Source organism: Mycoplasma sp. 4013, from assembly GCF_054353875.1.
In genome coordinates this window covers 108,866-132,537 of sequence record NZ_JBTHHK010000003.1, presented here as the reverse complement: position 1 = coordinate 132,537, position 23,672 = coordinate 108,866, and the positions used below count along the sequence as shown (strand labels likewise).

The 23,672-nt window shown below is 27.0% G+C and carries 16 protein-coding genes and 2 tRNA genes; 15 read left to right on the top strand and 3 right to left on the bottom strand.

Annotation, left to right across the window (positions count from 1 at the left end; all coding sequences use genetic code 4):
- Positions 1 to 231: 231 nt before the first annotated feature.
- The 9 genes from ACXYRO_RS01885 to ACXYRO_RS01845 all read left to right on the top strand — a co-directional run bounded on the left by ACXYRO_RS01885 (position 232) and on the right by ACXYRO_RS01845 (position 12,444).
- The gene (locus ACXYRO_RS01885; protein ID WP_458597544.1) at positions 232 to 2,181 is read left to right on the top strand and encodes a S8 family serine peptidase; all 1,950 of its coding nucleotides are present in this window, start codon (positions 232 to 234) and stop codon (positions 2,179 to 2,181) included.
- Positions 2,182 to 2,982, top strand: coding sequence for a hypothetical protein (locus ACXYRO_RS01880; protein ID WP_458614140.1), 801 nt, complete (start codon positions 2,182 to 2,184; stop codon positions 2,980 to 2,982).
- Positions 2,983 to 3,768: a hypothetical protein gene (locus tag ACXYRO_RS01875; protein ID WP_458614139.1), complete on the top strand. Its 786-nt coding sequence runs from the start codon at positions 2,983 to 2,985 to the stop codon at positions 3,766 to 3,768.
- A 127-nt stretch (positions 3,769 to 3,895) separates the two neighbouring features.
- Positions 3,896 to 4,213, top strand: coding sequence for a 4'-phosphopantetheinyl transferase superfamily protein (locus ACXYRO_RS01870; protein WP_458597541.1), 318 nt, complete (start codon positions 3,896 to 3,898; stop codon positions 4,211 to 4,213).
- The gene (locus tag ACXYRO_RS01865; protein ID WP_458614138.1) at positions 4,214 to 4,987 is read left to right on the top strand and encodes a lysophospholipid acyltransferase family protein; all 774 of its coding nucleotides are present in this window, start codon (positions 4,214 to 4,216) and stop codon (positions 4,985 to 4,987) included.
- Positions 4,971 to 5,738, top strand: a complete 768-nt coding sequence (locus tag ACXYRO_RS01860; protein WP_458614137.1) for a segregation/condensation protein A — start codon at positions 4,971 to 4,973, stop codon at positions 5,736 to 5,738. Before ACXYRO_RS01865 ends, ACXYRO_RS01860 begins: the two co-directional genes overlap by 17 nt.
- A complete protein-coding gene (scpB, locus tag ACXYRO_RS01855) occupies positions 5,728 to 6,303 on the top strand; it encodes an SMC-Scp complex subunit ScpB (protein WP_458614136.1) in 576 nt (191 codons plus the stop codon). The genes ACXYRO_RS01860 and scpB overlap by 11 nt, the downstream gene beginning before the upstream one ends.
- Before the next feature lie 63 nt (positions 6,304 to 6,366).
- The gene (locus ACXYRO_RS01850; protein ID WP_458614135.1) at positions 6,367 to 11,025 is read left to right on the top strand and encodes a DUF4011 domain-containing protein; all 4,659 of its coding nucleotides are present in this window, start codon (positions 6,367 to 6,369) and stop codon (positions 11,023 to 11,025) included.
- A 351-nt stretch (positions 11,026 to 11,376) separates the two neighbouring features.
- Positions 11,377 to 12,444, top strand: a complete 1,068-nt coding sequence (locus tag ACXYRO_RS01845) for a hypothetical protein (RefSeq protein WP_458597537.1) — start codon at positions 11,377 to 11,379, stop codon at positions 12,442 to 12,444.
- Between the two features lie 70 nt (positions 12,445 to 12,514).
- On the opposite strand, the gene ACXYRO_RS01840 is transcribed toward ACXYRO_RS01845, so the two are convergent.
- Together ACXYRO_RS01840 and ACXYRO_RS01835 are read right to left on the bottom strand one after the other, a co-directional pair.
- Positions 12,515 to 12,590, bottom strand: a tRNA-Lys gene (locus tag ACXYRO_RS01840).
- Positions 12,591 to 12,597: 7 nt separating this feature from the next.
- Positions 12,598 to 12,683 (bottom strand) — tRNA-Leu (locus ACXYRO_RS01835).
- A 186-nt stretch (positions 12,684 to 12,869) separates the two neighbouring features.
- On the opposite strand from ACXYRO_RS01835, the gene ACXYRO_RS01830 reads away from it, so the two are divergent.
- The 4 genes from ACXYRO_RS01830 to ACXYRO_RS01815 all read left to right on the top strand — a co-directional run bounded on the left by ACXYRO_RS01830 (position 12,870) and on the right by ACXYRO_RS01815 (position 21,656).
- Positions 12,870 to 13,796 carry an ROK family protein gene (locus ACXYRO_RS01830; RefSeq protein ID WP_458614134.1) on the top strand — a complete coding sequence of 309 codons (927 nt, stop codon included), beginning with the start codon at positions 12,870 to 12,872 and terminating at the stop codon, positions 13,794 to 13,796.
- A gap of 57 nt (positions 13,797 to 13,853) precedes the next feature.
- The gene (locus ACXYRO_RS01825) at positions 13,854 to 15,422 is read left to right on the top strand and encodes an endonuclease (RefSeq protein WP_458614133.1); all 1,569 of its coding nucleotides are present in this window, start codon (positions 13,854 to 13,856) and stop codon (positions 15,420 to 15,422) included.
- Between the two features lie 9 nt (positions 15,423 to 15,431).
- On the top strand, positions 15,432 to 16,508 hold the full coding sequence (locus tag ACXYRO_RS01820) for an endonuclease (protein ID WP_458597534.1): 1,077 nt from the start codon (positions 15,432 to 15,434) through the stop codon (positions 16,506 to 16,508).
- A gap of 204 nt (positions 16,509 to 16,712) precedes the next feature.
- Positions 16,713 to 21,656: a hypothetical protein gene (locus tag ACXYRO_RS01815; RefSeq protein WP_458614132.1), complete on the top strand. Its 4,944-nt coding sequence runs from the start codon at positions 16,713 to 16,715 to the stop codon at positions 21,654 to 21,656.
- Between the two features lie 32 nt (positions 21,657 to 21,688).
- Here the strand turns inward: ACXYRO_RS01815 and ACXYRO_RS01810 are convergent, their stop codons facing one another.
- Positions 21,689 to 22,375 (bottom strand): pseudouridine synthase, encoded by a 687-nt coding sequence (locus ACXYRO_RS01810; protein ID WP_458614131.1) that lies wholly within the window; start codon positions 22,373 to 22,375, stop codon positions 21,689 to 21,691.
- A 95-nt stretch (positions 22,376 to 22,470) separates the two neighbouring features.
- On the opposite strand from ACXYRO_RS01810, the gene ACXYRO_RS01805 reads away from it, so the two are divergent.
- Positions 22,471 to 22,902, top strand: coding sequence for a hypothetical protein (locus ACXYRO_RS01805; protein WP_458597531.1), 432 nt, complete (start codon positions 22,471 to 22,473; stop codon positions 22,900 to 22,902).
- Positions 22,889 to 23,662: a F0F1 ATP synthase subunit A gene (locus tag ACXYRO_RS01800; protein WP_458597530.1), complete on the top strand. Its 774-nt coding sequence runs from the start codon at positions 22,889 to 22,891 to the stop codon at positions 23,660 to 23,662. Before ACXYRO_RS01805 ends, ACXYRO_RS01800 begins: the two co-directional genes overlap by 14 nt.
- The last annotated feature ends 10 nt before the right edge of the window (positions 23,663 to 23,672 follow it).

Here is a 23,672-nt window from a genome sequence, read left to right as displayed (position 1 = left end):
AGCTGACCATTACTAATAAATTGATAGGTTTAAAAGTAAATGTATTCAAGACATTTTAATGAATTATAATTACTATTCAGTTTTCAAAGAACTATGCCTAAGGGGCATTTTTTTATTCAATTTACGAATATTTCTACAAAAATATGCTTTTATGTTAAAATAATGATAGAAATTATATTTAGAACATTATAAGTATATTGTTTTAATAATAAAAACTGAAAGGAATTGATAATGAAAAGATTTAGTAAATTAAAGATGTTATTATGAGCTTTACCTACGACTGCATTAGTTTTAGCATCTACAGTGATTTTTTCAGTTAAAGAAAAAGGAAAATCTGATATTAAATGATTTGAAAATTATCATAATAATAAATTTCAAGTGAGGAATTTTAGAATAAAGACAAGTTCTTCTGATCCGACTATAATTAATTCACTTAAAAATTTCGAGTTGAAAATTATTTTAAAACATGAATTTGACAAAAACAGCGAAAATGATTTGGAGGATTTGTTAAAAAACAAGAACCAAGATTTCATTGAAAAAATCAAAAAATCAAATCTAATTTTTAAAGATGTTAAAACTTCTTCGTTAGCACCGTTTGTTTGATTTTATTTTGAAAACGAAGAACAACGAAAAAATTTTGTTGAAAAAATACAAAAACTTGATTCAATATTAGGAATTGTTCTTTTTGATCAAAGTGTTGTACAACTAAGCAATAGTAATCAATATGATCCATATTATAAACTTTATAGAAAAATAAATAATAATAATGATTTGTTTATGGATTTTATTAAACAAAAAGAGCGAGAAAATCATAGAAGTTATATACCCACATCTAAAATTGGAATTTTAGAAGTTGGTGGAAAATTTGATGAAACTATGGATAATGACTTTTTAAACAGAGGTTATGAGGTTCTAATAACAAATAAAAATCTTGAATTAAACCATCATTCTCAAGAGGTTCCATTGATTGCAGCTGGTAGTCAGGGATTTGACAGATACGCTAAAATGTATTTTAGTAGTTTTAAAACTGATAAAGAATGAGAAGGCGCCCTTGAATGGTTTGTTAAAAATGGTGTAAAAGTTATAAATCATAGTTATGGATCGATTTATGATTTATTAGGTAGCGAATATAATGAAAATAACTTACTTTTGGATAGTATTTCAAGAAAATATGGAATTATAAATGTATTTGCATCCGGGAATGATAATGATAACCGTGACAAAGGAAATGAATGAATAAATTCAAAATCATTATCAATTAACAATATTGTAGTCGGAGCATTAGAATATGATTCATATCGTGGAATATCATCTGATAATATTGCCCGATATTCAAATTATCTATTATTTGATAAATATAAAAACTTAGCAAAACCTAATGTTGTTGCACCAGGTTATTTATATAAAAGAAAAATATTGGGTTATGGTGATAGTCAATATAATAAAATTGGTACAAGTTATGCAGCACCAATTATTTCAGGGTTGATATCTACATTATTAAGAGAGAAAAGTTTAATTAATAATGATAATTATAGAATTCAAGCAATTAAAGCAATTTTAGCTGTGGCATCTTGAATTCCGAATAATAATGATATAGCTTATAAAAGTAATGGGTACTCACTAAAATATGGAGCTGGTATTCCTAATTTTGAAAAGATGCTTAAAGCGTTTGATAATCTAACAATTGCTAATATTGATAAAAAAACAAACGGAACTGTGTTAGCAACAAAAGAATTTTATGCTTATAAAGGACAAAACATAAGAGTAGCAAGTTCGTGATTATTCAATGCTGGATTGCTTAAAAATAAAGAAAATAAACCAAGTTCGAATTTTAGTTGATATCTATATTTAATTCCATTTTTTGCAATCGGAACAGGAATTGCAGATTTAGTGTGAAGTGGTACACATAAAAACGACAGCCAACTTAAATTACATGAAACCCTAAAAAGACAAGAACAAAAATTATATTCTGATTATGATTTAATTTTAGAATATAAAGATAAAAATGGGAATTGAAAGCAAATTAAAAAAATAATTACAGAAGATTCAACAGATGAACTTATAATCCATAATGCAAATATATCAGGTTTATATCGAGCAAGGGTAGTAAAATATAAAGATTCATTATTTGAAAATTCTATTGATGATAATATTGCAATGACATATTTGGTATCTTGATAAATGAAAAGAACATTTAAAACTATATTAGCATCTTCTGTTTTATCAACTTCTTTAATAGCTTTATCCTGCTCTAGTAACAAAGTTTCTATAAATTACGACAATGAAAATATTGATTATCGTTTAAGATTTGCTGAATTACTTGATCTTTACCAAACCCAAACTAATATAAAAAGAAATCCATATGATTTTTTTATGTTAAAATGAGAATCTGGTGAAAATAATGGTGGGTATGGTGTTGAAACCTTATTAAAGAATAATTTTACAATATTTACAAGTTCCAATCAAGTTCGGAATGATTATTTAAGTAGGTTTTCACTAGATTTTTATAAGAAAATATACAATATGTTTTTAAGGTTAAATGAAAAAGAGAGGGATTTTAATATCAATGATTATTGAAAAATTAATCCTAATAATATGACACAAGAGCAAATAAATAAGTATAATGAACAAAAATTCGAAGAACAATATTTATATAATCAAAAAATAGATGAATTTTTTAAGACAAAAAACTTGGTTCTTTCTACATCTTGACATGCTCGCTATCGTATTGACTATTCCCAAATAGATTACTTGATATATAATCCTAGAAGTAATCCTGATGAAATCTCGTTTATTAAAGTACATACTGGACAATTGCAACCTGCGAGGTATTACCAACCTGCAAGTGGAGGTGCATCATTTATGGATTCTGCTGTAATAAATAAAAATATTAAAATTAATCCGATTGTAAATGATCACTTAACTAAGCAAGAAGTTATAGATCTCTTTGAATTTCTTGAAAAAAAATATGAGGTAAAATAAATGAAGCATCATAAGTGATTGATATTATTTGTTTCTGTATCAATGATTGCACCTATTTTAATTGCTTGCTCAAATGTTGAAACAAAAAAACCGACGGAAAATAAAGCAGAGATTAATGCCACAAATGAATTTAATAATTTACTCGAGTGATATCAAAAGCAAAATAAAATAGTATCTAACCAAGACCGCTTTGGTAAGTATTGAAGTTATCTTTGAAACAAAGATAAGATACCTTTATTTAAGCAGCCATACCTTATTATTGAGACACTAGATGACCTAAAGAAAAAAATACTTAATAAATTTGATCGTAAATTATTTGTGGAACTATATAATAGTAAAAAATATAGTTTAGATTTTGATATTCGAAAATTAGATGAAAAAGATATTCTTGAACTTAATTTACAAAAATTTTCTAATATTTTTTTAAATAACCAAAACCTTGAAGTTTTCTTTAAAGAAAATAATTTACTTATAGCTCAATATTGACATGATCCAAACGATAAAAACAAATACAATCAAAAATATCTTATACCAGATCCTACACACCAATCAGATACTCATTTAATATTTGATGTAGTTAGTCCAAATGACTTATATTATGTGGAAGATTTTGGGTTATATCAAAGTTCACCACAATATGAAAAAGACTTTTTATACAAAGATGTAAAATTAACTGTAATTACTTTTAATAAAGAAAAAAAGATTTTTATAGATGAAAATTTAACAAAAACTCAAACTAAAAATATTTACAAAACACTTTTAACAAAATATGGTGATCGAGTATAAAATATACACAACAATATTAATATTGTTGTGTTTTAATAACAAAACACATAAATTTAAAAGCAAAAAATATTAAAATTAGCTTATTTTTATACACTAAAAAACCTAATTTTATAATATAATTTAAGATATGAATAAATTGAAAATAGGTGTTGATATAACACATATTTCCAGGTTTGTAAACAAAAGTAATTCTTTTATTGATAGGTTGCTTTCTGCAGATGAATTAGTTAAATTTGATAAACTTAAACAAAAGCAAAAGCAATTATTTTTAGCACGAAGTTGAGCAATAAAGGAAGCTATTTTCAAAGCAGATAATCAATATTATAAATTTAAAGAAATTGATATAAAAAAAATAAATAATAGATGAATCTTTAAAGATTTTATTATTACAATTTCGCATGAAAAAGATATATTGGTTGCTTTTGTAATTAATATGGGGGAATAAATGAAATTTACAATAGATACTAGAATTAAGTTTCTTGCTACATGTTTAGCATGATTGTGTCGTTGATTGAAACTTGGTTCAATGCTGCGTAAGTATAAAAAAACACCTGAATTAGTTTCTCGTGAACAACGCTATAAGTTTATTCTAAAAATTGCTAAGAAATTAATTAAAATTTATAATATTGATTTGGCTATTGAAGGCATTGAAAATATTCCAAATAATGGTGGAATTATTTTAACCCCTAACCATAAATCATATATTGATGCCTTAGTTTTGATTGCTGCATTAGAACAAACAAATCAAGAATTTATTGATAAGCCTCGTGTCCCTACATTTATTGGTAAAGAAGGATTGAAAAAAAGTAAAACTATTTATAAATCAATGCAACTACTTGATTCATTTTTTATAGATAACAAAAATATCCGCGATAGTCTTCGTACATTAGATGAATTTACTGATTTTGTCAAAAATCAAAAAACTTTTGGAATTGTCTTTCCGGAAGGAACCCGCATTAAAGAAGAGAAATTAGGTGATTTTAAATCAGGTATCTATAAAATGGCCAATAATACATATATGGATGTGATTCCTGTTGCTATCTCAAATACATTAGATGCTTTTAGTCTCAAACGTCATGGCAGAATCAAAGTTACAGTTTCATTTTTAACTACTTTAAAAGCCAAAACTAATATTACTAAGGAACCAGCAATAATTGCAACTAAAGCAAAAGATATGATTGCTGCAAAGTTAGGATATACTGATGAAATTAAAAAATAAAAATCTTAACTATTCTTATGAGCATAATTTCAAATTAGCTGATTTTGATGGACCACTTGATTTGTTGTTAGAGTTAATTAAAGCGAAGAAAATAAGCATCATGGAAGTTAATTTAATCGAATTAGCAACTCAATATATTCAAATCATTAATCATTTAAAAGAAGCAGAAATTGATATTGCTGGCGATTATTTAGTAATGGCTACAACCTTAATCAACCTAAAAGCAAAGATGATCCTACAAGGTCCTGATGAAGTGGATGAAGAAATAGAACAAGAAAAGAAATTGTTTATTCAAGATTTAGTTGAATATGAGCAGTTTCGTCAGGTTCGTGAAGCTTTAAAAACATTTCAAAGTCAGCGCGCTGATATTTATATTAAAAAAGCAAGTAATATTGATGAATACATTCAAGACAGTGATTCAGCAAAACTTGATGGACATTCAAATCCGATAAAATTAATTAATGTTCTGCGTAAGATGTTTGAAAGAGTTTATGCACAGCATTTAAGACAAACCAAACTTGAAAAGTTTAATTTAACACCATCCGATCAATTTCCGTTTATTAAGAATTTATTAAAACAACACCAAACCTTAACTTTTGAAATGGTATTTAATCAACCAACCTTAAATCACTTTGTTATTACCTTAATTGCAGTTTTAGATTTAGCAAGACAACAGTATTTACTAATCAAACAAGATAATCAATTTGATGCAATTTCAATAACCAGAGGAGAAAAATTCAATGAAGAATAAAATATTAGAGGCACTTTTATATATTCAAGGTGATGATGGATTTACTTTAGAACAAGTTAAAGAAATATTTAACTTAAATACCTTACACGAAGCAAAAAAAGTAATGGCAGATTTTCATAAGGATTTCAACTCTGAAGATCGTGGTTTAAAAGTTGTAGTATTCAATGAAATATATAAATTAGCTACCCGTGAAAGTGTTAAAGAATATATAACTAAGATGGTATCAGTTGTGCGTCCACATCGTTTATCAAATGCTGCTATTGAAGTAGCAGGAATTGTAGCTTATAAACAACCTATAACCCGTAGTCAAATTAACAAAGTGCGAGGAACTGCATCTGATCAGGTAATTAATACTTTATTAGTTAAAGGTGTGATTGAAGAGGTTGGTATTTCGCCAACTCCTGGTAGACCAATATTATATGGGATAACAAATAAATTCTATGATCACTTTAAAATTTCTACTTTACGTGATTTACCAAAACTAGATGATTTCAATTATGTTGATGGTGTTGAAAATGAGGCAAATGATTTTGATTTATTTACCAGCCAAAGAGAGGATAAATAACCTATCACTTAGATAGGTTATTTTCTATTTCGCAAAAAAAAAAAAAAAACTATAATAATATTTATGAAAAATCAAACTAATATTGATGTTAATCTTAGGAAATGAAAACAAAAATTATTGGATTTATCGAACAGAAATAACGCAATAACTTTTAAAGTTGATCCACTAGGTGAAAGCACAAATTTTAAAACTAAAAATAAACAACAAATTCAAATTATTAATCCGACCTTTCAAGAAATTTTATCCATTTTTCAAAACACAGAAAATAAAGTATTCAAAATAAAAACAATTGACGAATCTTCACAAATACAATATAACACTAAGTCGAATATTTTTTATACAAATTCAGAAACCGAAGAAATTGATGCAAGATTAAAAAACATTTATAAAAAAGTCGAAACCTTTAAAAACGAATATTCTATTGATATTCTTTATTTTACTATTGGGTTATTAAAATGATATGAAGATTCAAACTCTGATGTATTCCATTATTCACCGCTTTTATTTATTCCAATTACATTAAAAAAACAAGAAAATATCTTAAAGATTGAATTTACAGACACAAGTAATGTAATAATAAATGAATCACTTTTATTAAAATTGAAAGAAGATTTTGGTATCTTTGTGGAGTGAAATCTTGATGAGAATTTAGATTTATATACCCAATACCAAGAACTCAGTTCTAAAATATTGAATTCATATCCTAACGATACAAGATGAAAAATTATTGATTATTGCTATATTTCTACATTTGATTTCACTAAGATTGTTATATATGAAGATATCCAAAAGAATAGTCAAAAAATTATTGAAAGCAATTTCTACAAAGGATTTCAAGGTAAAGGAGATTTAAGTAATTATGATATTAGTTCCATTAATTCTGACAACATTAATTCACATATTGATGTTAATACAGAATATCGTGGACTAGATGCTGATTCATCTCAAGAAGTAGCGATTCAAAATGCTATTAAAGGTAAATCATTTGTTTTACAAGGACCTCCTGGGACAGGAAAATCACAAACAATTACTAACATTATTACTGAGTTAATTGCAAGAAATAAAAAAGTACTATTTGTAGCAGAAAAGAATACAGCATTGCAAGTTGTATTTAATAATCTTAAAAAAATAGGTTTAGAAAAATATGTAGTTGCAATTCATGATGGTGATCTTAATAAAAGGAAAATACTTAATGATATAATAACATCGATAGAAAATTCAAAATTTTATGAATTAGATAGCGAAAAAACTGATGCATTATTAGCAAAACATAATAATAGCAAAGACATTTTAGATGCATATGGTGAAATACTTATTAAAAAAAGAAAACCACAAAACTTAAATTTATATGAATATATTTCTGAATATTATAAGTTAGAAAACTATCCTGATATAGAATTTTATACAGGAAATTTCTCAGAATTGTCACTTAATGAACATGAGAATATTCTTGAAAAAATAGATAGTTTTTATAAAGCATATAAAGAATTAAATTTTGATATGCAAGCATCGGTATGATATGGTTTAAATATAAATCAGAAAAACCAACAAATATATCAATCATTAAAAGAGAGTATTTGAAACCTTATTAACAATTTTGCTAATATTAATGAATATTTTAATAATATTTTATTAAAACCTTCAAATATTTTTATTAACAATTTTCAAAAAATATTTATGCAACTTAATTTATATACAAAATATAACATTCAATTATATAAATTTGCAAACTATGCAGAATTTATACAAATTAATGATAATTTAAAAACCATATTTAATAAGAAAAGTGAAAATAACAAGTTATTAGATGAATTTATTGAGCATTTTGTTGATGTTAATGTAATACAACAAATTAAGATACAAGAAATTAATAGTAAAATACCTAGCATAGAAAACTCATGAACTAGAATATTTTCATCAGCATGAAAATACGCTAAAAAATTACTTAAAAAGTCATCGTTTAAAGTTTTATCTAAGCAAGATAAAGGGATTTCAAATTTATACAAAAAGGTTGCACAATATTTAAAAAATAATTTAGATATAAAAGAAATTTGAAATAAGTTAGGTGTATCTGTTATAGATGATGTTGACAAACTAAATGAATTAATTGATGTCTTTGATAAAATTATTGAATTTAATGATACAGAAAGTAATGGTTATATTTCTTTTTTGACTAACCTATCATATATTAATCAGATGATTAATGATTTTGAAAAATTTTATTCAAATTGAAACCTCTTTATCTCATTTTTTGATAAAAAACAAATTGATTATGCTAATTATGATTACCAACAATTAATATCAAAAATACAAACATTACAAAAAAATTTTTATGATACATTGGAACCATATATTGAATTAAATTGAGCTATAAGTGAACTTAAATATATAAACTTAGATTCATTTGTAAATGCAATTATTAATAACAAAATAACAAATTATTTTCAAGAAATTTATTTACGCAAAAATTATCAAATATTGATTCAAAGTATATTATGAAATGAAGTAAAAACAAATCAAGCACAATTTCTATCTACACACCTTGATATATTACGTGAAAAAGAAATCGAATGTCTTTCATTTTCAAAGCAAAAAGTTAAACAAAAAAATGATGAATATTTAAGTTATAAACTCAGTTTATCTAGAAATAACCCTGAATATAGAATAATTAAAGCAGAAAGTCAAAAGAAGAGAAATTTTTTACCTTTTAAGAAAATCTTTGAAAAAGCATATAACTTTATATTAGATGTAAAACCCTGTTTATTATTATCACCCTTAATGGTATCAAATTTATTTAAAGATATTGATTTTGAATTTGATACAGTGATTTTTGATGAAGCTTCTCAAATAAAACCTGAAAAAGCAATTTGTTCACTTTTTCGTGCTAAACAAGCTATAATAGTTGGTGATCAAGAACAAATGCCTGCTTCCGACTTCTTTGAAAAACAACTCATATCCGAAACTTATATTGATGAAGAAAGTGAAGATATTTCATCTGGTTACGACTCGTTACTTGATTTTGTTGCTTCTAGATATGATTCGATAAGACTAAAATGACATTACCGTTCAAAATTCGAAGAACTAATTCATACATCAAATCAAATGATTTATAGAGATTTAATAACCTTTCCTAACTCAAGAAACCCTAAAAAATTTGAGGGATTAAACTTTATTTATGCAGAAAATGATACTTTTAATAAAAAAGAAGATATTTTTGTATTAATTGAAGAAACTAAAAAACTTCTTAAAGATATTATTGAAACTCATAGAGATAAGTATTCTGTAGGTATTGTTGTATTTAATGTTAATATCTTAGATAAAGTTGAAAGAGAAATTGAAAAATTTAGAGAAAGCAATCCTGAATTAGCTTATTTCTTTGAAAAAAATAAAGATGAACCATTTTTTGTTAAAAGCATTGATGGAGTTCAAGGAGATGAAAGAGATATTGTTATCTTCATAATTGAAGCAAAAAGAATTTCAAAGGATCGTTTTGGAACAAGTTTTGGTGCAATAAATCGAAGTAATTCAGGTTATAAACGTTTAAATGTTGCAATAACTCGTTCTAAAATTGGAATGCATATAATTTCTAATTTTACAAGTTCGCAAATAGACTGATTCCGTAGTGAAAGTCGTGGGATAAAAATCTTAGAGCAATTTATTAAAAATGCAGAATTTGGTATTTCTAATCTAAGTGATAACGATAGTAATAATGGTGATGTAAGTATACATTTTGATTCAGGTTTTGAAAAACAAGTATATGATAAACTAATAATGCAAGGCTTGATGGTTCGCACCCAAGTCGGAGTTTCAGGGTATCGAATTGATTTAGGAATTGTAAATCCTAAAACAAACAAGTTTATTTTAGGTATAGAATGTGATGGGGCTTTATATCATTCTTCTAAATCAACTCGTGATAGAGATCGCTTAAGGCAACAAGTCTTAGAAACACGTGGTTGGATAATCCATCGCATCTGGTCTACTGATTGATTTAATAATCCGGATCGTGAAGTTCAAAAAATATTAAATAAATTAAAAGAATTAGAAATGTCAAAAACAAATCAATCGCAACAAGAAACAGGTATACCTAAAATAGCAAATAATGTCCATCAAGAATCATTAGTAAATACATATTTAAAAGAAAATAAAATTCCTAATGTTGAAATTTTTGAAAAATATTGACCAATACAAAAAAGTGCAAGACACTATAAAGTAGAATTTAATTTACATTCTAGCTTGAGAAATAAATTAAAATGTAAGGAAATATTGCTAAAAATTTTTGAAAAATCAGGAGCATTAACATTCAATAAATTCCTTGCCTTCGTAAAAATTTTATTAGAAGAAAATTCTACAACAAATAAAGTAAAGGATTTTGCTCAGTCTATAATAAATAGATATAATTTGATTTTAGATTCTGATGAATTTGTTTATCCTGATTCAGAAAATTTTAAATTCATCTTTAGACAATCAGATGAAGATGATGAACGCAGACCGATAAATGAAATTCATAATAGTGAACTTCAACATTTAATTTTGACACTATTTAAATATGCTAATGTGTTTGATTTTAAAGGTATTAGCACTGAAATTCTTTCACGAACTAACAATAAAGCATTAACTGTGAACACTAAAAATAAAATAAAATCAGTAATCGATAAAATGATTGATAACCAACTACTTGAAGAAATATCGAATGAGCATTATAAACTGGTAAAAGCAAATTAACTTGCTTTTATTTATACAACTTTTTAAAACTATTATAATTTTATTATGTTGAAAAGACATTTATGAATCATTTTGTTTTTTTATCCAATTATAGTGTTTTTAATGCTATATAATATCATATTAAAACAAATACAAATATATAATAACAGTTATGAATTAATTATTTTAATAATTTATGCTCTAAGTAGTATCATTTATCTTTTAGCACTATATAATAGTGCTAAAAGGAATATTTTATCGTTTATATACTTTATTATTTATTTTGTTATTAATTGTATTTTCCATTTAATTTATAAAAATTATATTAACTTATTTACTACTTTAATAACTTTTATTATTCTAACTTTATCAATGTTAAAACAATTAATAAGATGGAATAAAACTAATAAAGGAAATAAATTTATATATTATCGGTTAAATATTATTTCTATTTTATTTTTAATAATTTTATTTATTCTTATTTTTAATTTAACTTATTTTTTAGGTTTTTGACTTAAAGATACTTTAAAAAATTACTTTTTTACCTATGATACAGCATCGAAAGTAATTTTTAGTATATCAGAAAGCATTTATATTGTCTTTATTTTGATGTTAATTTTTGGAATCAGATTTTCATATATATTAACATTTTTATCTAGTATTTTTGCAATTATTTTTTATTCTTTAAAAATAGTAGATATATCAAAAATACTTTTAATTTTAATATATCAAATTATTTATTTATATTTATTTTTTATCAGTAAAAACAAGCAACTTTCAATAGCATTTATCGGTATGGGGGCTTCAGGAAAATCAACTTTAATAGCAAAATTAGATGATTTTTGAATTCCTAATAATTTTAAAATTCTAAATGATCGCAGTAAAATAATAAAACCATATAATGAATGTTTAAAAGATTTAAAAGATAATGCTTTTAAATATCAATGAACTTTTTTTACTGATCGACTTAGACAACAGCAGATGATGCAAAAATATGATTGTTCTGTAATTGATCGACATTTAATTGAAGAACTTATTGCTCATAATGTGCTTGAAAAAATGCAGTTTTTTAACCAAAAACAAAAATTTTTATGATACATATGGTATAAACCACTGATGAATTTTATTCTAAATTCACAACCCAAAACAACTTTAGCTTTTATTATTCTTAAAAATCCAGAATTTATTAAAAATAACCGTTTGAATGTTATTAATAGTAAAGATATACAGCAAAGTCAAAAAAGACAAAACGAACTAATAAATACTGAATTTATGAACTTAATAAATAAAAATTATTTAGATCAGCAAAAGGTTGGTAGACTTTTAAAACGTCTTTTAAAACATATTAAATATTCATATATATTCATTGATGAACAATGATTTGAAAGTATACCTAAAATTAAAAAAATAATATTATCGCATCTAAATAAATATGTTTAAGTCTAGAATATAGGTTTAGACATATTTTTGTATAAAAAAAGACCAAAGGCCTTTGGTCAATTACTTGAAATGGTACGTCCTAGAGGATTCGAACCTCTGACCCAATGGTTAAAAGCCATTTGCTCTACCTGCTGAGCTAAGGACGCACAATCCTGGTGCCCAAGACTGGACTTGAACCAGCACGGTCTTGCGACCGAGGGATTTTAAGTCCCTTGCGTCTACCATTCCGCCACCTGGGCAATTCGTTAATTGCTTATAAATTATAGCACAAAAGAATAATAACATAATTTTTATTTTATTTATTTTTCTTATGAACACTATTAATTTACAATGCAGTTTTTCACATATTTTTAAGCAAATAAAGAATTTTATGATATTTAAAAGAAACTTTTAAATATCTAAAATAAATGAAGTAAAATTAAAATATGAAAGAACATTTACAAAATTCTGAATATGCTGCTGTTGATATTGGCGGAACCAATACTCGCTTTGCTCTATTTGATAAATATGGAAACATTATCAAAAAGAACAAAACACAAACTGATTATCGATCAGCGGAAAGAACTTGTGATTGAATAATCGAACAAATCAAAAAATATGAAATTAAATATCTTGCTTTATGCATTCCGGGACCATCTGATTATCAAAAAGGTATTGTTTTAAAGAGTCCTAACTTAGCAGGTAGTTGAGTAAATTTTGATGTAAGAAGTTATCTTATGCAAACAAGCACACTTTCTGATATTGTTTTTGAAAATGATGCAAATGTTATGGCCTTAGCAAATCATGTAAAAGCAAACGGATTTAATTCAGATAAAATAAGTCAATTTTTTACTATCAGTACAGGTTTTGGTGCAGGACTGATTATAGATAATAAAATTTATCATGGACGTGATTATTATGCACAAGAAATTGCCCAACTACCTGCAAGCAAAATCGGTTTTTATCAAGAACATCGTCTTAAAAATCCTTATGCATTAGAGTTACATTGTTCAGGTAGCGGTATTGAAACCAAGGCAAAAGCATTATCAATAGCAAATTCAGCAAAAGAGGTGTTTGAATTAGCTAAAAATAACGATGCTAAAGCCATGAATTTAATTAAAGAAGCGTCTGATGTATTAACTAATATTTTTGCTACTTGTGCTGCTTTGTTGGCTCCACATGATTTTTATGTTGGTGGAAGTTTAGCACTTGCTCAAAAAGATTTTGTAACAGATGCATTTGAAAAAGCAAAATTAATTAGTGATCCTAATCATTTTAAAGATGTCAAACTTATCTTTGATCAACACGGTGATGATTCTGCATTAATCGGTCTATATTATTTAACTAAAATGCGAAATAATATGGAAAATTAATCAAAACAATCACATCTGCTTATAAAAGTTTATAATTAAGATGTAATAAGGAGAATTATGAAGAAATTTTTATTACCTTTTTTAACTATTGCGTCAGTTGCTACCCTAATAGCAACAAGTTGCAATAGTCAAAGCAATTCTACACAAGAAAAAACAGACAAAAATTCACAAAAACCATCTGAAATAAGCATCCCTAAGGAATCAGGAGGCCAAAAACAACAAACCCCTCAAAATCCCATGAATAAACAGCAACCAAAGACAGAAAATAAGATTCCTAAGGTCCAATCTGAATCAGGAAATTTTAGTGGAAATGAATTAGATAACTTTGTTTCAAGTCATTTAGATATGGTTTCATTGCTTAAGCAAGATTTATTAAATGAAGTTGCTACGAGTGATTTAAAAATTGTTTATGATTGGAAAAATAAGAAAATTATCAAACTTAATAAAGATGAGTCATTAAACTGAAAAAACCTTGGGAATCGTAGTTTAAGGAATATTTTTGATGTCAATATAGATAAAACATATAATATGGTAAATGATAAACAACCAAAGCAAGAAAATAACGAAAAACCAAATGATTATTTAAGATATACAGCTGAAAATAATCAATTTAAATTATTTTTTAAAGTTGCTAAAATTTCCAAAGGAAAAGTTACATTACTTTCAGATAATACTTTTTCTATAGTTTTTGAAGTGCAAAAACAAACTACTCAAACAGTTTCAACACCAGTTCAGATACAACCAAAACAAGAAATTAATATCCAAATCCCAAATCCAGTTAATATATCAAATTTAAAATATAAATCAGATAATTATTATCAAGCAGCAAATGGAAAAAGTGGAAAAGCACTTTGAGAAGCCCTAAGCAAGCTGCAAAAAACACATTTAAATGAATTAAAAAATAAAGATTCATATAAGAAATTACCTGAATTTTATAAGGATTCAAAAGCATTCATAGATTTATATTATGAAAAAGATAATTCTTTATTGGATATTTATTCAGAAAATCCAAACGGTAAAGATCCTTATGAATATAAAAGTTATCAAGGTGGAGACTCTGCTAATACCGAAGGAAAAGGTACAAATCGTGAGCATTTAATTCCACAAAGTTGGTTTAATAAAAACCTACCAATGCGTTCTGATCCGAATTTTGTATGACCAACTGATATCAAAGTAAATTCAGAGCGTGCTGATTTTCCACATGATAATGTAAAAAATGTAGAATTAACAACTGAAAATGGTTCAAAATTAGGGACAAACATTCTAGGTCAAAAAGTTTTTGAAGTAATTGATACTTTTAAAGGTGATGTAGCGCGAAGTTATTTATATTTTATTACAATTTACCATGATAACGGTATTTATCATAAAGAAACTAATATATTCACTCAAACATTTCCTAATATTAAAGCGCACTTTTTACAAACTTATTTAAATTGAGATACTAAAGACCCTGTTGATGCTTTTGATATCAATCGAAATAACGAAACATATCGAGTTTATGGATTAAGAAATCCATTTATCGATTATCCCAACCTTTTTGAAAATTTATTTTCAAAAAATCCTAAACCATTTATAAACAAAGGAATTTTAGTATCAAATGGTTCATCCGAGATACTAAATTCATAAAGGAAGTATATGAAATTTAATAAGAAATTATTATCATTATCATTTTTTATCCCTGCTGCAGCTGCAATAGCAACCAGTTGTGCATCACATCCGAGTAAGGTGGATAAAAAGTCTGGTGATAAAGACGATAATCAAACTACTACATCAGGACAATCTGCTGATAAAACAACAAATCCAGGTTCTAAAACAAACCCAGTGACAACAGAAGAAGATAGAAGTCCAATTAATTTGACGGATACAAGTAATTTAGTTTATAAACCATCTAATTATTATGCATCTGCAGATGGTAAAAAAGGTATGGATTTATGAAGAGCATTAGAAATGCATCATCACGGAATTCGGGCTGGTATTTTACACGGTTCAGTTATATATGAAGCATTAAAAACTTTTTATAATGAATCTAATGCATATAAAGATTTATATTATAAAAAAGATAAAAGTATTTTAGATATTTTTACAGCCCAACCAGATAAAACTAATTTTGCTTCAAAACAAACTTTTGTAGAAAATGCTAACTCATCATCTGAAAATACTGCACAAATGCGTGGACATTTAATACCAGAAAAATGATACTCAAGCGATGATCCGATGCAACCCGATCCATTTGTAACTTGACCATTAGATACATTTGTAAACTCTAAAAGGGGTAATTTTCCTTTTGGAGAAGTAAAAAATGTAACTTTTACCTTTAAGAACGGGTCAAAACTTGGAACAAATAACAAAGGACAAATGGTGTTTGAAGTGATTGATAAATTTAAAGGTGATGTGGCTCGTAGTGTGTTATATTTTATTTTAATGTATTATGAAAAAAATATTTATTCAGATGCATCTAATAATTTATTTATAAGTAATTTTCCTTATATCAAAGATGATTTTTTACATACACTTTTAAAGTGAGATATGCAAGATCCAGTTGATGCTGTAGATATTAACCGAAATAATGAAATTTTCAAAAAATACCAATTTAGAAATCCATTTATAGATTATCCAAACCTTCCCGCAAATCTTTTTGGTGCAATGCCAGACACATTTAATGATAAAGGTATTTTAGTTTCAAACGGCGATAATGCTGTAATCAAAGAGTAGTAGTTGTATTTTTTGGTATTTTTATAAATTTACTAATTGCAAATTTATAAAAATCATATTTTCGCAAAAAATATAAATACAAAAACAGATAAAACACAACATTTAAAAACACAGATTATTTATTGTATTTTTTTACATATAATAATATAATTTAAGATATTAAAATATTAAATATACCTTATTGGTAGTTATATAGGAGTTTATATGAGTGAAAAAAATACTCACAGTGAAAAAGAAAGAAAGCATCGTGTAGGAAAACAAGCATTTATAGTTGCTTTTGCTGCTGCAACTGCTACTGCAGCATTAACAATTGCTGTTGCTACATCAGGTGTTAAAACTAACAAGGAAGCACAAGCGAAGTATGAAAAAGCAGTTAATGATTTTTTAGCAGTAGTACCAAAGATCCAAACTGTTGCTAATCGTAATTTATTAGTTGAAGAATTTCATAAAATCCCATTACAATATTCTGATGCTTCATATCGTAAAGTATTAGATTTATTTAAGCAAGCCAACGATTTTATTCAGGCAGAATTTGATGCTAAAATTAAGTTTCAATTAGATAATGTTAACTCACAAATTAATGCTGTTAAAAATCAGGATGCACAAGAAACTAAAGCAGTTGTTGATAAATTACACCAGTTAGTTGAAAGTTCTAAAACCCTAAGTGAAAGTTTGTTACATAAAGATGGAATTTATAGCGAAGGTAAATTATTAGGACTTTACACTTCTAATTTTATTCCTAAATTCAACCAACCACTTAATTTATTAGATAAATTGTTTTACAGTGAAAACTTTACCAAACAAGCTGATGATAAGAAGCTGAATATCGAAGGAAAAACAACTTTATTAGATGCATTGTTACAGACTATCAATTTGGATGTACTTAAGTTTAAATCAACAAATGAAAACAATTTAACCAAAGTAAAAGATGTGACAATTGCTGCTTTAACTACATCTTCATCAGCATTAGATGATGTATTATCGCGTATTAATACTGCAATTGATACACAGTTTGCTAACTTTAAATTCAACCTTAATAAATCAAGTGAATATTTAAATAATCAAAAATATGCTAATCAAGCATACTTTAATCAAAAAGTTATTGAATTTAAACTAGATTTACAAAAATTACAACTTAAAATGCAACAAAAAGATACCTTAACCAAATCTAATGTAACTGATGCAGAAGTTTTATATTGAAAATCTAGATATTTACTTGAAGCAACTGAGATGACTGAAAGTCTTTTTGATCAAGCAAGTAAGAATACTGCTCGTGCGATGATTTTAAATTCTGAATCAATCAATGATTTTCTTAATGTATTAAAATACATCGAAGAAAAACGCAAATCAGAAGCGTCTATGAATCAACAAAAACTTGACTTAATTTTAAGTGTAGTTAAACAAATTAAAGATAGTGCAAAAAACAAAGAATATCAAAATAAATATAATGCACTTGTGCAACCATTGAGTGAATCAATGATTAATCCATTATTATCATATGCACATGCATTATTAACTGAAGCAACTACTTTTACCAGCGATCAAAAGAGTTCATATCAATCACAAATTACAGATTTTGAAAGTAAATTAGGATCAGATTTTGATGAAAAAACAGGTGCTTCATACTTACAAGAACTCAATTCTATCGTAGCACATATGGAAAATGATTTAAGATCATTACCACTTGCTGACTTTGAAGCAAAAAGATTAGCTGCTAAAAAAGCAGGTTTAACCAACTTCATTAAAAAATACTTACCTTCACTTTCATTAGATTCATTGAATATTCCAACAATCAGCAACGATGATGATTACAATACTTTATACAATAATGTAATGTCTAAATACATTGATTTATTTGTAGCGACTCATACAGGATTGATCGCTTCACGTTTAGCAAACTTTGATGAAGCAGATTTAGTTGCATACCGTCGCATAGATTTAGTTGATGCAACATATAAAATGTATGATGGAGATGCATATGAACCAAGTTTTGTAAGAACCCAATTTAATGCTCTTTATGCAAATACCTTAGCAAAACAACAAGCATTATTTACTACTTTACAAAACAGTTTTGATGCACAAAAGCAATCCTTAACCGATGATATTAATAAAATTACAGATGAAAAAGTTAAAAACCTATATACATCTGAATTAAACAAACTTACATCAACTGATTCAAAGACAACTATAAATGACTTTAAAAACTTACATCAAAAAGTAATATATCATTTATCATTGCAAACTTATCAAGGCCAAATTATTAAAGAAGCAAATGATTCAGGTTTATCAAATGATTTTAAAACCAATTTTGCTAATGCGATAAAATTACCAGAGAATTTTACTTATGTTAATCTAACAAAATATCAATCAGTTTTAAGACTAAAAGAAACTGAAAGCAAAATTAGGACACAATTACAAGAATCAATTAATAAACTATCCGATGCGGATAAAACAAAGATGCAAGTTGAGTTTGATAGAATCAAACAAATTAGCACTGATAATTTATCTAGCATCCAAGCAGCTGTAAGTAGATTGACTCAACTTGCAACTATCTATGAAGCATCATTATCACAAAATAATGCTCCAAAAGCAAGTGCAGACGATTTAACCATAGTAAATTTTGGTTCTTATGCTAAATTACAATATCAAATTGCACATGCAACCGAATCGACTTCACAAACAGCAGCCTTAAAAGCACTCTTAAATTCACAAAAAGAATACCTTTTAAAATTAGCACAACTTTTTGGTCAAGCAGCAATTGATGAAGTTAATAAAGTTGATAAGAAAACAGTCGATGGAAAATTAGAAGACGAACCCGATTTATACACAATTCGTCATAATATTGATAAAGTTCAATATATGCTATTTTATAATAAATTAGGCACACCTGGATTTATTACAAAAGATGAACATAATTCATCAGAAGATAAAACTAATAATAAAACAACTGAAAACAAAACTGATGCAACTAAAAATACAAAAGATCAAGCAGCAGGGTCAAATGCAGCATCTGGTTCAACAGATAAAAAAGATGCAGCAAAAGAAACAACTAGTGATAATTCACAAAAACAGATAAATGCAGACAAAACTCAAACAGAAAATGCAAAACAACCATCAGACATGACTGAATCTGGTGCAGCAAGTACCGAAACTAAGGATAAACAAGGTGCTACAAGTACGCCTGCTACAAATAATGCTGGGGCAGGACAAGGTAATAATGAACAAAAAAACTCTCAAACCTCTACATCACCTGCAACAAATACTACTTCTGAAAACACACAAAATCAGCAAAATCAGCAACCAACTCAAGCAACACAGTCAGCAGATGAAGATCAAACTAATGCATCAGCAAATACAGATGTTATAGCAAACAAAGTTAAATATGTAGAAATTATCTTAAATGAAATTAATGATAGACTTACTGTTTTAGCATCTACTCAAGATGCAACTACTAAGAATCAAGCAACAATTCTTAAAAACACATATACTACTCTTAGTGATACAAATAGTACAAATAAATATAAAAATGCTTTAGCATCAGATAAAACAGAAGATAAAGTCTTTGTTAATTCATATTTAGATAATGTAATGACATTAAAATTCCAAGTTGATAAACTTGCATATGATAATATGTATCGTAGTAGTGTATGAGCATATTTAAAACCACAAATAGCCCAATTGCAATTTGCTTCTGATCGAAGCAAGATTATGGCATTAATTCGTGATAAAAATGTAGATAATTTATTAACACTTGATAGTATCAAATCTCTTATTGATTCTTATGCTTCATTAGTTAATCGAAATAATTTATCAAAAGTATTCTTAATCGCAGCATTATCAGTTGTTTCAGATACTTTAAAAGATGATAGTCAATTTAAATTAGATTACTACCAAAGTATTTCAAAATACTTTGATGCAGATAAAGATAATTTAGTGCATTCTAACTTAGGATATAACCAAGTTTTTGAAATGTTGCTTTCAAACTTTGACTTAGCAAAACAAACAGCAAAATTACTGGAATTAGGTAAATCATTACAACCAACTGGTTATGCAAATTATGAAACAAACAAAAAAGAACTTGATCAAATGCAAAAATCAAGAAATTTTGATCAAAGTAAGTTGATGCAAATTAATTCAGATGTGCAAAGCGCTTTAAATGAGCAAAAAAATTCTGCTTTAGATGAATTATTAACTTGAAACGATCAAAATCCTAATAAAGAAAAATTCCTTAGTCAACTTAATACTCAAACTGCACAAAATCTTTTTGATGTAGTTCAAGAAATCAAATTTACTACATTATTGCAAACACTAATTGCACAAGTTAAAGATGAAAGTAAAAAAACAGAATTTACCAATGAACTAAATTCTGCTACTAATTTAACTAAATTGACAGAATTAAAAACAAAAGTAGATGCTCAAATAGAATTACAGAAACCAAAAGAACAAACACCTCCTGCAAACACAGCACCAAGTGATCAACCTAGTTTACCAGCAGAAAATAACCAAAGTGCAAAAACACCAGATAATGCTAGTGGACAAGGTGAGCAAACAAAGTCACCACAAACCGAAAGCACCGAAAATAACCCTAAAACTCCAACTGAATCAAAAAACACACTTTCTGGTAATGGTGAATCAGGAGGTCAACAACAAACCCAAACTGCACCAAAATCTAATGAAGTTGACGCATCTGGTTCAACAGGGGGGGACAACAGTCATAATACCACTGCACAAGTTCCAAACTCAGGTGGTTCAACTGCTTCAAACAACCAAACAAGTAATACTCCTGCTGCACAACCTGGACAAAGTGAATCAAGCGAATCAGCACAAACTGCAACAAATCCATCATCAACAGCTAGTTCATCGACTACTGGAACTACAACTTCTCAAGGACAAACAGATGCATCTAGTTCGGGTAGTTCACAAACATCATCAGGACAAACTGCTTCAGCCACTCATACAGAAAATAGTAGTTCTGAACAACATACAGATCAAGGAGCTTCTACAACAACCCAAACTTCAGAAGCATCAGGATCAAGTCCACAAGGAGCAACTTCAACTGATACACAGGCAGTAACACCACAAGCATCTGCACAATCACAAGGACAATCATCTGAAGCTTCAAGTACACCTGCTAAACAAGCAGCTTAATTTACTAAAAATAACCCAAGAATGGGTTATTTTTAAATTATTTGATCTTTATTAATGCTTATGTATTCTCTTGGTGATAAATCATCTGGCAATATAAACTTACCAAAAGCAACTCTCTTTAAATCAATTACATTGTAACCAAGTTTATTAAACATCCTTTTGACTTGATGGTATTTACCCTCATTTATAGTTAAATAGCAGTTATATCGATCAATAATCTCTAGTTTAGCACTTTGACATACCTTTGCTTCACCAATATCGATACCTTGCTTAAAAACTTCTATCATATATACATCAAGTTCTTTATCAACTTGCACTAAATAAACTTTTTGAATATGGTTTTTTGGTGATAACACCCGATGAGTAAAAGCACCATCATTTGTAATAATTAGCAAACCGTGTGTATCTACATCAAGTCTACCTACGGTATGGATATTTTTGGCAAACCTATATAAATCTGAAATAAGATGCAAAACACTTGGATACTTAGCATCCGCATTTGCACAAATATATCCTTTAGGCTTATTCAGTGCTAAATAAAACAACTTTGTATTAATGCTCTGATTATCAACTGTGATGATATCATCAACATTTACATAACAACTTTTATAGACAACTATATCATTCACCTTTATTTTACCTTTTTTAAGCATTTTATTTATCATCAAACGAGAATAATTAGTATTATTAGCAACCATTTTTTCAATACGATGTTTCATATAATTATTTTATCTATTTAAAATTAAAAATAAAAATTTTTTTGTTTTTATTTTAAAAAAGGTATAAAATAACTAACAGCAAAACAAGGAGAAAAATGCATAAATTCCAAAGAGATTATGAAATAGTATTTTGAAGTCTTTTTGGGTTTTTATCAGTTATTTTTAGTATCTTATCAATATGATTTAAAGGTAGTTTTTTTGGTTTTGCGATTGGAGCGCTAAGCTCATATTTGCTTTTTATGATCACAAGAATTTTCGGGATGATACCATTAAAAAAACGAAAATCACTAATATTTTTAAATATTTTAAAGATGTTTGTCTTTTTTATTTATTTAACTGCAGTAATTTTAAGCATATATCATATTAATTTAAAAATATATGCATTAAAAAAATATACTGGATTATCTGAATTTACTCTACCAATTAATATGTTTGTGTTTTTTGGGAGCGTAGGATTTAATTTTTTTGTGATTATAGCAACATTTATTTATTCAAAATACAAAGGAGGCAAAATTGGACGAAATTAAACAAAGACTTTGAAAATTTGATTTACCTCAGTTATTTTCACTGATTGTAACAGTGATAATTATCGCGATATTCTCGTTAATTATCTTTTTCAAAGTTCGCAAACAACGTGCTGATCAAGCTCCTAAAGGTATCACTCAGCTTGCTGAAGGATATTTAGGATATATAGATAATTCGTATCAAGAAACAGTTGGTGATCAACTACCAGGTTCGCGTTTTTATATTTTTACCTTAGCAACTTTTTTACTTGTTGGTAACTGAGTTTCAATTATCGGTTTAGAACCAATTGGAACTGCGTTTAGTGTTCCAATTACCTTAGCAGTTGCTACTTGATTAGGAATTATTCTTTCAGGGACTATATACCGTCGCTGAAGATATTATTGATCCATTATAAAAGCACCTTGAGATATTTTTGGTAAGTTTTCCCCACTTATTTCCTTAAGTGCTCGTATGTATGGGAATTTAGTTGGTGGATCAACCATTATTGTTTTAATTTATGCAATGTTTGGATATTTATTTAAGGTTGCTTTAGGCACAGATAATAGTGCATTTCAAAATATTTTTGCCATATATTTCACACCATTGCTACATATGTACTTTGATTTATTTGATGGAATATTGCAGGCATTAATTTTCACAATGCTGACTGCTGTATATTGAACAATAGAATCGCAATCTACAGAACCAGCTAAAAAAACAAAGAATTCTGAAAGTAGATTCTTTAAGAAATTTACCAAAAGAAAGATACAATCGATTTATTAATAAGGAGATA